General features: G+C 57.7%; 12 protein-coding genes. 2 read left to right on the top strand and 10 right to left on the bottom strand.

All coding sequences use genetic code 11. The features are described 5' to 3' along the window. Positions 1-89 precede the first annotated feature (89 nt). Both NW828_RS07465 and NW828_RS07460 read right to left on the bottom strand, forming a co-directional pair. Complete coding sequence (locus NW828_RS07465) at positions 90-554, bottom strand: FKBP-type peptidyl-prolyl cis-trans isomerase (RefSeq protein WP_414382936.1); 465 nt, start codon at positions 552-554, stop codon at positions 90-92. Between the two features lie 59 nt (positions 555-613). Then, positions 614-1,273 carry a hypothetical protein gene (locus NW828_RS07460; RefSeq protein WP_238376855.1) on the bottom strand — a complete coding sequence of 220 codons (660 nt, stop codon included), beginning with the start codon at positions 1,271-1,273 and terminating at the stop codon, positions 614-616. Between the two features lie 97 nt (positions 1,274-1,370). Here NW828_RS07460 and cobJ point away from each other — a divergent pair, with 97 nt between their 5' ends. Further along, positions 1,371-3,293: a precorrin-3B C(17)-methyltransferase gene (gene cobJ / locus NW828_RS07455; RefSeq protein WP_414382934.1), complete on the top strand. Its 1,923-nt coding sequence runs from the start codon at positions 1,371-1,373 to the stop codon at positions 3,291-3,293. An 18-nt stretch (positions 3,294-3,311) separates the two neighbouring features. On the opposite strand, the gene modB is transcribed toward cobJ, so the two are convergent. Further along, a complete protein-coding gene (gene modB / locus NW828_RS07450) occupies positions 3,312-5,099 on the bottom strand; it encodes a molybdate ABC transporter permease subunit (RefSeq protein WP_414382932.1) in 1,788 nt (595 codons plus the stop codon). A 23-nt stretch (positions 5,100-5,122) separates the two neighbouring features. Continuing rightward, entirely contained in the window at positions 5,123-5,884 is a 762-nt protein-coding gene (gene modA, locus NW828_RS07445) for a molybdate ABC transporter substrate-binding protein (RefSeq protein WP_414382931.1), read from the bottom strand. 255 nt (positions 5,885-6,139) lie between these two features. Here modA and NW828_RS07440 point away from each other — a divergent pair, with 255 nt between their 5' ends. Further along, on the top strand, positions 6,140-6,352 hold the full coding sequence (locus NW828_RS07440) for a TOBE domain-containing protein (RefSeq protein WP_414382929.1): 213 nt from the start codon (positions 6,140-6,142) through the stop codon (positions 6,350-6,352). Positions 6,353-6,378: 26 nt separating this feature from the next. Here the strand turns inward: NW828_RS07440 and NW828_RS07435 are convergent, their stop codons facing one another. From NW828_RS07435 to NW828_RS07410, 6 genes are all read right to left on the bottom strand, one after another. After that, the gene (locus NW828_RS07435; RefSeq protein ID WP_414382927.1) at positions 6,379-8,031 is read right to left on the bottom strand and encodes a helix-turn-helix domain-containing protein; all 1,653 of its coding nucleotides are present in this window, start codon (positions 8,029-8,031) and stop codon (positions 6,379-6,381) included. 343 nt (positions 8,032-8,374) lie between these two features. Continuing rightward, the gene (locus NW828_RS07430; protein WP_011430669.1) at positions 8,375-8,632 is read right to left on the bottom strand and encodes a hypothetical protein; all 258 of its coding nucleotides are present in this window, start codon (positions 8,630-8,632) and stop codon (positions 8,375-8,377) included. Positions 8,633-8,726: 94 nt separating this feature from the next. After that, a complete protein-coding gene (locus tag NW828_RS07425; RefSeq protein ID WP_414382925.1) occupies positions 8,727-8,996 on the bottom strand; it encodes a FeoA family protein in 270 nt (89 codons plus the stop codon). Between the two features lie 137 nt (positions 8,997-9,133). Next, positions 9,134-9,433 carry a 2Fe-2S iron-sulfur cluster-binding protein gene (locus NW828_RS07420; protein WP_414342063.1) on the bottom strand — a complete coding sequence of 100 codons (300 nt, stop codon included), beginning with the start codon at positions 9,431-9,433 and terminating at the stop codon, positions 9,134-9,136. 42 nt (positions 9,434-9,475) lie between these two features. Next, on the bottom strand, positions 9,476-9,841 hold the full coding sequence (nifW, locus tag NW828_RS07415) for a nitrogenase-stabilizing/protective protein NifW (RefSeq protein ID WP_414382923.1): 366 nt from the start codon (positions 9,839-9,841) through the stop codon (positions 9,476-9,478). Next, positions 9,838-10,101, bottom strand: coding sequence for a CCE_0567 family metalloprotein (locus NW828_RS07410; RefSeq protein WP_414382921.1), 264 nt, complete (start codon positions 10,099-10,101; stop codon positions 9,838-9,840). Before NW828_RS07410 ends, nifW begins: the two co-directional genes overlap by 4 nt. Between the last annotated feature and the right edge of the window lie 10 nt (positions 10,102-10,111).

Genomic DNA, 10,111 nt, shown 5'->3' with positions numbered 1-10,111 from the left:
GGTAGTAATCCGTACTGAACATATTATACATTATTTTCAGTATAGTTGAGCTTATTATTGACTAGAGTCATGCTCTGCAAGATCTGAATCTACTGGATGGCCAGGAGCTCCACTTCAAAATCCAAGGTGGCATTGGGGGGGATCACCCCGCCTGCCCCGCGGCTGCCATAGGCCAACTCCGGCGGAATGCGCAAGTAGCGCTTGCCCCCCACCCGCATGGTGGCCAGCCCTTCCTCCCAGCCACGGATCACCTGCCCTACTCCGTAGGTGAAGACAAAAGGCTGATTGCGCTTGTAGGAGCTATCGAAGATGGTGCCATCCTGTAGCTTGCCCACGTAGTTGACCACCACCGTTTGCCCCGGCTGAGGGGAAGGCCCACTGCCTTGAGTGATGTCGTAGTATTGCAATCCCGACTCGGTGGTGGTGAAGTCCTTGGCTGGGGATTGCACGCTCACCACCGGATTGTCTTTGGCCCGCGACAGAGCCACGGCCGGCTGGCCGCCCCACACCCCAAGCCACAGCAAACACAGCACCAGCAGCAGCACCCGTTTCATCGTTGGCATCCCCCCACCGCCGACTTTTGGCTTTCCTTTAACAATCTTAGGGGATCCCGTCAGCCTTTCAGTTCGGCAAATTCGATAATCTGACCCTGGTGATCCCGCACCCAAAAGACGAAGGGCTTCTCGGAGCGAATGCTGTTGCGGATCCCTTGTTTGTTGATTCGCTTCAGAAGGGCCTTAAGGGACTCCCGCTCATAGCTGACATGGCGATAGCGAACGCCGCTGCTGCGGCCCGCTGCCGGTACAGTCCCGTAAGCAGAAGCAGATGAGGAGCTAGGCCTAGAGGCGTTGCCGTAGGAACCGGACCCCGCATAGGGATCTGTAGAGCCAGGGATCACGTGCAATTGAACATTGTCGGAGAGTTGGTACCAAAGTCCGGGGGTATCCAATTGGGTGGGCCCAGAGGTGGGACGGGCTTTGGCATCGAAGCGGGGACTGAGGCCAATATCCCCTGGAAAGTAAGCGGATCCTAGGCTGTAGCCGACCATGCTTTGCTCGTAGCCGTAGTAGTACTGCAGGGGCAGCTCCGCTTCCGGCAGTTTCAACACCTTCTCATAAAACCCTCTGGCCTGCTCCAAGTCCGGCACGATGATGGTGTGGACACGGGGAGCGCCACTTAAAAATGTCCACATGGCCCCCCCATAGGCCGATAGCAGCAAAAACATCAGCCCCTTCGTGGAGAGCAAAACCTCCAGGGGGATTAGGGGCAGCATCAGTCCAGGTGGGATGACCATCGGCACTTGTCCCTTCGCGGGTGGCTCTATGTCCAGTATAGGATCCGGGGAGAATCCTGGCCTTGGCCCACGCTCGATGAAGCTTGCTCTGTTTGCCCCCAGCCCGCGCGCCCGCCGGTTGGCCAACTCTCTGATCCCGCTCTTGGGCAAGGAGGTGAGCTGCTGGAGCAAAGCTGACCCGCAGGGGCTGCCCTCCCCCTGGCAGGCTTACGGGGATCCCAAGGATCCCACAGCGCCAGGCTCCCTAGCAGAAGCCGTTGCCCAAACCTGGCCCCAGGTGCAGGGCTGTCTCTTCATCTTGGCCGCAGGGTCGGTGGTGCGGCTCATTGCCCCCCTCTTGCAGGACAAGCAGCGGGATCCAGCGGTGGTGGTGGTGGACGAAGCCGGTCGCTGGGCTATTAGCCTGTGCGGGGGACATGTGGGGGGGGCCGATGCCCTGGCGCGGCAGGTGGCCGCTACCTTGGGAGCCCAGCCGGTTCTCACCTCTGCTTCCGAGGGGCTGGGGATCCCGCCTTTGGATTTGCTGGGGGATCCCTACGGCTGGCGGCGGGGCGCTGGAGATTGGAACGGGGTGGCAGCCGCCTTGACGCGGGGAGAGCCGGTGGCCGTTCACCAGACCTGCGGCACGCGGCTTTGGCGACAAGCTTGGCCGGCAGATCATCCCCTAGTGGCCTCCTCTCCTCCCCATCCCGTTGCCCAGATCTGGATTGGGGAATACCTCTCCCCTCCCACGGGGATCCCGACAGTGCACTGGCATCCGCGGGTGCTGTGGGTGGGGGTGGGCTGCGAGCGGGGCACCACCCGCGCTTGGCTAGAGGGATCCCTGCGCCGCCTGCTGCAGGCCCAGGGGCTGGCGTTCGAGGCCATTGCCGGCCTGGCCACCCTAGAGCTCAAGCAAGACGAGCCGGGTCTTTTGGAGCTGGCTCAGGCCCACGGCTGGCCCATTGAGTTTTTCCCGGCAGAGGCTTTGGCTGGGATCCCAGTGCCCCACCCTTCGGAGGCGGTGCGGCAGGCGGTGGGCACCCCCTCGGTAGCGGAGGCGGCTGCCCTCTTGGCAGCTCAGACTTGTCAGACTTGGGGAAGAGGTGACAAGGTTCCTGAGAGGCCATCCTGTGTTGCGGAGAAGGTAGAGCCCTTTGGGGGAGCAACCCTCCTCTGCCCCAAGCAGGTCTTCACCTCGAAAACCGAAGGGGCCTGTACCCTGGCCATTGCCCGCGCTGCCCGGGAATATTCCCCTCGCAGTGGCCATCTGTGGATTATTGGCACCGGCCCCGGCGATCCCGCTCAATTGACCTTGGCCGCCCGCCTGGCTTTAGCCCAAGCTGAGGTGGTGATTGGCTACCAGCTTTATCTAGACTTGGTGGCCCCCCTTTTGCACCCCGGCCAAATTTGGGAGGCTTCTCCCATTACCCAAGAGCTGCAGCGAGCCGAACGGGCGATTGCTTGGGCGCAGCAGGGGCTGAAGGTGGCGGTGATTTCTTCGGGGGATGCCGGCATTTACGGCATGGCGGGCTTGGTGCTGGAGTGCTTGATCCGCTCTGGCTGGGATGGGATCCGCCCTTCTCTGGAGGTGCTGCCGGGGATCTCTGCCTTCCAGGCGGCTGCTGCCCGGCTGGGGGCTCCGCTGATGCACGACTTCTGCGCCATTTCCCTCTCGGATCTGCTTACCCCCTGGCCAGTGATTGCAAAACGCCTGCAGGCGGCTGCAGCTGCCGATTTTGTGGTGGCCCTTTACAACCCCCGCTCCCGGCAGCGGGTGGATCCCTTCCTCAAGGCTCTACAGATCTTTCTGCAGGCCCGACCCGCCCATACCCCCGTGGCTTTGGCCCGCAACCTCTACCGCCCCGGCGAAACCCTCCACCTCACCACCCTAGGGGAGCTGGATCCAGAGGAGGTGGACATGCTCACCCTGGTTCTTATCGGCAACTCTCAGACCTTTCGCCATGGAGACCGGCTGATTACCCCGCGGGGCTATTGCCTGGGCGAAGAACCCACTTGACGGGTGTTAAGCCCAGACTCAAAACACCATCAGATGCCGGGGATCCAACTGCAGCCACCACGGGGATCCCCAAGTCTCCACCTCGCGCCAGCGCTCCCGCCACACCTCAGCTTGCAGGTGGTAGTCCTGGCTGTGGGCAGGAGGACCGCCCAGCCTAAAGAAGAGAGTCAGTCGGTGGGGGGTCTCGCTCCACTTCACCAGCCAAGCCGGAAACGTGTTGGGCAGTCTCCCGTCTGGCCGGAAGGTGAGGTGGTGGGCGCGGATGGCGATGTATTCTCCCGCTGGGGATCCCTGTACCTGCAGCTCACAGCCCCAATCCAAGGCCAGCACCCGTTGAGGGCCCAGGAGCTTGGCCCGCGAGATGTTTTTGCAACCCGTCAGTTGCGCCACACTAAGGCAGGGGGGAGCCTCAAATAGCTGACGCTTGTCCCCCTGGGCAATGATTCGCCCCTGCTCCATTACAGCCAGATCCCCGCAGAGGCGGAAGGCTTCCTCAATGTTGTGGGTTACCAAAAGCGTGACTCCCTTGTAGCCCGCTAGGATTTCCCCCATCTCCTGCTCCAGTTGGCTGCGCAGGTGGGCATCCAAAGCAGAAAAAGGCTCATCCAGCAGCAAGATCTCCGGCTCAGAAGCCAAGGCTCGCGCCAGGGCCACCCGCTGCTGCTGTCCTCCGGAGAGCTCCGTGGGATAGCGGTTTTCCCAGCCCTTCAGCTTGACCAACCGCAGCTGGGCCTGGATCCGCTCTTGTTTTTCCGCTTCGCTCAAGCCCGCAGGGATCCCAAAAGCGATGTTCTGGGCGACGGTGAGATGGGGAAACAGAGCGTAGTTCTGGAAGATCACCCCTACCCGTCGCTGAGCGGGGGGCAGCCGGATCCCCTGTTCGGCGTCAAACAACGCCCGCTCGTTGAGCAAAATGCGCCCACCATCCGGGGTTTCGATCCCGGCAATGCAGCGCAAAAGTAGGCTTTTGCCGGATCCAGAGGCCCCCAGCAGTCCTAATGGCCGCCCGTCGCAGCTCAGTTGCGCCTGCAGCTCAAATTGGGGCAGCTTCTTGTCAATGTCCACCCAGAGGCGGGGGGCCGGAGTTGAGAAATCCGGATCCCTTCTGGCCAGAACCCGCAGGGGGCGAGGGGGAAGCTGCTGCAGAGGCCGTCGCTGAAACCAAAGGTTAACTGCCGTCATCACCCCCAAGGACAACATCAAGACCAAGGCCGAGCTAATGGCTGCCCCCCGCATGTCCCCCGCCTGAACGGCAAAGAAGATGGCCATGGACAGGGTTTGCGTGCGGCCTGGGATGTTGCCTGCCAGCATCAAGGTGGCGCCGAACTCCCCCAGAGCGCGGGCAAAACTGAGGGTAATCCCCGCCAGGATCCCCGGCAAGGCCAGTGGGATCAGCACCTGCGTAAAAATCTTGGCCCTGCTTGCCCCCAGCGTGCGGGCTGCCGCCACCAGCGTCGGGTCGATCTGCTGGAAAGCTCCCAAGGCCGTGCGGTACATCAGGGGCAGGGCCACCACCACTGCCGTGATCACCCCGGCATACCAGGTGAAGATGACCGATAGGTTCAGCGAGGCCAAAAGTTGTCCCAGAAGGGTTCGCCGACCAAATAGCAGCAACAATAGGAACCCCACCATGGTGGGCGGCAACACCAGCGGCGCCAATAAGATGGCCTCGAGGAGAGAGCGCCACCGACCTCGGTAGTGCAACATCCCGTAAGCCGCCAGCGTCCCCACCCCAAAGGTGATGCCCGTGGCCAAGCCGGCAATCCGTAGGGAGATCCAAAGCGGGGATAGGTCGTAGTCGCTCATTTGGGCAATTGCAGAGGGATCCCTTACAGGCGGATAAAGCCGTACTTCACAAACACCTCTGCCGCTTCCCCTGAGGTCAAAAACTCCAAGTAAGACCGTCCGGCGGGAGTATCGCGCACCAAGGCCACCGGATAGACAATCGGCGTAATGGGATCCGCCGTAGCCACCACCCGCACCCGATCCGAAAGCTGAGCATCCGAGGTAAACAGGATCCCGGCGTCGGCATTGCCCTGCTCCACCGCCGTCAAAATTTCCCGCACCGTGCTGGCAAACACCATCTTGGGCCGCAGCGTCTCAAACACCCCCGCCTCGGTGAGAATTTCCTGGGCATAGCGTCCGGCGGGCATGGCCTGCAGATCCCCAATGGACAGAACCCGGATCTCTTCCGCCACCAAGTCGGCAAAATCCTGAACCTTGGTTCTGGCATTGGCAGGCACAATTAAAGCCATGCGGTTGCTGAGAAGATCTCGCCGGGATCCCTCCACCAGCAGGTTTTGCTTGGCAAGGGCGTCCATAAAAGAGGCGGCTGCGAAAAATACCACGTCCAAAGGAGCCCCCTGCTCCACCTGTTGCTGGAGAGAGCCGGAATTGGCGAAGTTGTACTCAACCTTGATGTCGGGATAGCGGGCGGTGAACAACCGGTCGATTTCCGTTAAAGCCGGTTGCAAGCTCACCGCAGCCCCCACCAAAATGGGCTGAGATTGCGCCAAGCCGGGAGCCGACCCCCACCTCAAAGCCAGAGCGGCCAGGATCCCCAGGAATAACATTGCAGTTCTTCGTTTCATAGCCATTCTTCTTTGACCCGTGACGACTTTCAGAACAGGAAAATCCACCAATCGCTCGGTACTTTGACCATTAGAGGTTGCAGTTTGTATCTTTAAGATACATAATCTAGACTATTGGCAGCCCTTCCTCCCCAGAGGCAACGATAAGCATCTGATAGTATTGAAACCGGTGTTGAATGACCATCCGGCAAGCTCCTCTCTTGTTCAGTTCGGTCAACACCCCTGTTGCTCTGCTTGTTCAACAAAGGAGAAGTCATGCAAATCAGCACTCGCAACTTGTTTAAAGGAACTGTAAAAAGTGTCCAGGTAGGCATGGTCAATGCCGAAATTATTCTGGAAGTTGCACCGGGTATAGAAATAACAGCCATTATTTCTAAGCACTCTGCCGAACGGTTGGGCATAGCAGTTGGGAAAGAAGCGTATGCTGCCATCAAAGCCTCGGATGTGGTCATTGCCGTGGATGAGTGAGTGGATGAGTGAATTGAGTAACTGGCCTAGACTTGATGTTGCCTGGGATCCAAATACAGGGCTTTGATAAGGCGCTGGCGATCGTTTAGGCTGATCTGAAGCCGCCCATTCTCTACATCCCGCACCCAGCTCTGGCTGCGCCCCAGCCTCTGGGCCAATTCCCGCTGGCTGATTCCCTTTTGCTGGCGTGCCGCCGAGATATCCGCTCCACGCAAAGCTTTGCTTGAGGGGAAGTCTTTTGGGTTTTCGGGAGGGCCAGGGAGATCCGAGTCTGTTGCAACAGGCGCAGACTTTGCCCTACGCTGCCGCCGAGATCCCGATTCTCGGGTTGGGGATCTGGCTTCTTGAACTACTCGACGATGCCAGTCGGAGGGCAGATGAAATCGTTGAATGCGAGCCTGCATCAAGAGTCCCCACTTGCCCCGCGGCCCGGCAGCCGTCAGCAAGCCACCGTTGTTGGCATCTTCAATCCAAAAGTTCAATGCCTCGTCCGCATCCTCGGGCACAGCTTCCAGGCGAGCCCACAGGGGTTGAATGGAAGAAGGATAGGTGAGGGGATCGAACTCCGGCTTGAGGCCGTAGTGGTTGAGAACCTCCAGATCGCTTTCAAAGGTGCGCACCAGCCGTTTGCGTTCTTGGAGATTGAGATAAGCTTCCTGCAGTCGCTCTTCCCCGTAGGCCACTCGCATCAGGGTGGGCACCGTCAGACGCTGTTGCCGCCCCATCCTCACTTTGAACAACAGCCACAGCAGCAGGCGCATGGCTCCTTCATGGTGTTGCCAATGGCTCATCACGGCCTGCAGCAGGGATAGGGGCAGGCTGCTGTACTGATAAAAGGCTTGCCCCTGGCGGCACCCTTGTCGATTGAGAAAGTACCGTGTCCATTCGCCGGGCTGAATCGCCCAAGTCAGGCCCACCAGATGGTTGCAGCCCTGCTCATCTTTTTGAAAGTGGCGATGCATCTTGAGCAGCCTCCACAGAGGGCCAGCCGGTACCGAAAACCCCTTCACCCGCCCCTGATCCGGCCAATCGATGGAGACTTGAATCCGACAGAGCTGCTCTATCCAGGTCATGAACAGGTGGAGACGGGTCATCTTGCTCAGATCTTTACGTTTATCCCAGCCCAAATAGGACTCCAATTGTGAGTCGGTGAAAACAAAGGATTCCTTCCAGGGGCTATCCAACCCGGCGGCATAGGCAGCAAAAATAAGATGCAAACAGGCAGTTCGCACATCGATCGGAGCACTTTGTGGGATCCCGTCCAAACATAGAGTTAGGGTCAGAGATCCCTGGTTGTGGCCAACAGATTTCTGATAGTAAACCTGGTTATCTCCCTGCTTTTGCAGATTGAGAGATTGAAATTGAGATAGGAAATTGCAAGCTTCCCAGACCACAATTGACGAAGCAAAAGCCTGGCTATGGCCGTTCAAAAATAGAGGTGGACTGCTGCGAATGCGGGCCGTGACCGTGCGGTTGCGCCCCTTCATGGCTTCATAAGGCTGCGGGGCAGAACCGGGACACAGGCTAACGCACTGAGGTTCTGGGAAGAAACCTTCGCAGTCATTGCACAACAGAGGATTAATCCAGTATTCCCCATCCTGAACAACAATAGCTTTCGTAGGACAGCTATCTACACAAGCGTTGCAACCGATACAATCCCCTGAGATTTGATAAGCCATAGCCCTCAAACTCCATAACGTTTCCCTGTAGCTCTCCCTCGTTCACACCTGCTATCGCATCTGCGCAACCCTAAACCCGGCCATGGAGACCTTCCTCGCAAAGCCGTGGCAGCCCGGCGAGAGACCTTAGTTTAAGGTCTGTTTCCTAAGCTCAATTCGTGAACTGGATTGAACGATACCTCAAAAGATCCCCGGCAGGCCAGGGAGATTTGGTCTAGGGTGAACCTTCTGGAAAGCTTTGTTTTCTCTTAACTTCTAATGTTTGCAGTGAACTTTTGAGATGGCTTTGCAGGCTACTCCTCCCCCCTTGAGAGCCTTTTAGGGATCCGAACTGCAACAAGTGTCAGGCAAAACGCTCAATAACCAAGCCGACACAAGGTCGTCCGCCCACCCAATACGCCGATTCATCGGCCAGGTTGTGGCTTGGCTCCAGATGCCAACCCAAGGGATTGGGTTCTAGCTCCAGCGCCCGCACGATTTCCTCTGGGCTTAGTCCTGTGCAGAGTTGAATGTGTTGCAACTTGGGAAATGGCTTTTCCACAAGGCTAAGCTCTTCAGCAGCTTTAAGGATGGAGCCCAGGTGTAGCAAACAGGTGTTCATAGCTTTGCTCCCAAATCAAGATAGATTATGAAGAGATGTGCTTACCTTGAGTGTCTCTCATTGCAAGTTAAAAATTGGGTAAATAGACTACATTTTAGAAGGCTCTTGGCAAATTTAAGATTGTTTTCTTATTCGGTTCTTGGGGAGGCGCCAGGGTGCAACGGGGATCCATGCAAACCCAGATAGGTTTAGCCAAATAAGCAGGAAGGAAAAGTTGGCCATTGGGTAGGAGTAGGATCCACTCAGGGTGACGTTGGATAACCTGGAGATAGGTACCTGGAGTGAGACCCATTTGCTGCAATTGGGCGCAAGCAGCTTCGGATCCGCGCAGTTGGTAGATGCGACCTTCTTCTCCAACCTTCATGAGTTGGAGAGGAGATATGGTTATTGAGATCTTAGGGACGGTGGGCGGTGCCAACATATAGGGATCCCTAATTCTAGAAAAAAATAGAAAAAAGGCTGCTCAAGCCCATCGGCGAGCAACTGGAGAGCAGCCGTCTATCAAACCAAGTAAGCTTCCTGGTGGGTACGAATTGTACAACTGGAGCGAGGTCTGGCCACACAGAGCAGCACAAATCCCTTGGCTATTTGTTCCTCATCCAGAAAGGTTTGCTCCGATTGATCGACTTCTCCCTCTACCACTTTGGCCACGCAAGAGGAACAACTACCGGAGCGGCAGGAAGAGGGCAAGTCCACATCTTGATCCTCAGCCGCTTCTAGGATGGTTGAATCTTCATCTACTGAGATATAGGTGTCGAGCCGTCGTTTTGGGTTAACCAAGTGAACTGTGTAGGTAGCCATGATGGAGTCTCCAGAGAGCTGACGAGGGGTAAACAAGAGATCTTAGGCAGGGATCCCAGGGCTGCATTCGCCCCGCTCTCCCAAAGAGCTGCAGCCGGCACAGCCGCCGACAGCATCTGGACAACCGTAGTCTTGAAAGACTCGGAATAGCTTCTCCTGCTGCGGAGTAGAGGTGAGAAAGGTTTGGTACGCTTTTTCCAGCGCTTGCCGAGCTTGCTCCAATCGCTCTTCTTCGCTGCCCTGGAAACACTCCAGAGGGCCTAGATACTGAGCGAATTTGCGTAAGATATGCAGGCGATTCACGTTGACCACCCTCGGATCGTAGGGGAGCTCGAAAAAAGCGAAATAATCTTCGGCATTGATCAGGGCTTGGAAGTCTTTCCAACGGCGGTTGCGGTTCCAACTCATCGGCAGGTCTCCAGGGTTTTCAAGCGTTGTCTGAGGGTGTGCAGCCGGGCAAATAGGGCGTAAGTGCGGGCTGCCAAGTCGGGGAGTAGCTCGAACCTGTCGGGTAGCCCCTCGGCCAGATCGTGCAGATCCATTTTCAGTTGGCCTGCTTTGCTGTTTAGGCGCTTGATCTCGCTGCGGAGCTGGTCGGCAGAGAGGTGTTCGAAGGGCTCGAAAGCCAGGTCGTTCACAACATTTTCAACGTCACTCTCATTCAACATGGGCAAGGCA

Source organism: Synechococcus sp. W55.2, assembly GCF_047461635.1.
Taxonomy (GTDB): Bacteria; Cyanobacteriota; Cyanobacteriia; order Thermostichales; family Thermostichaceae; genus Thermostichus.
Note: the sequence above shows the minus strand (reverse complement) of the source record. Positions and strands in the feature narration are given on the sequence as shown.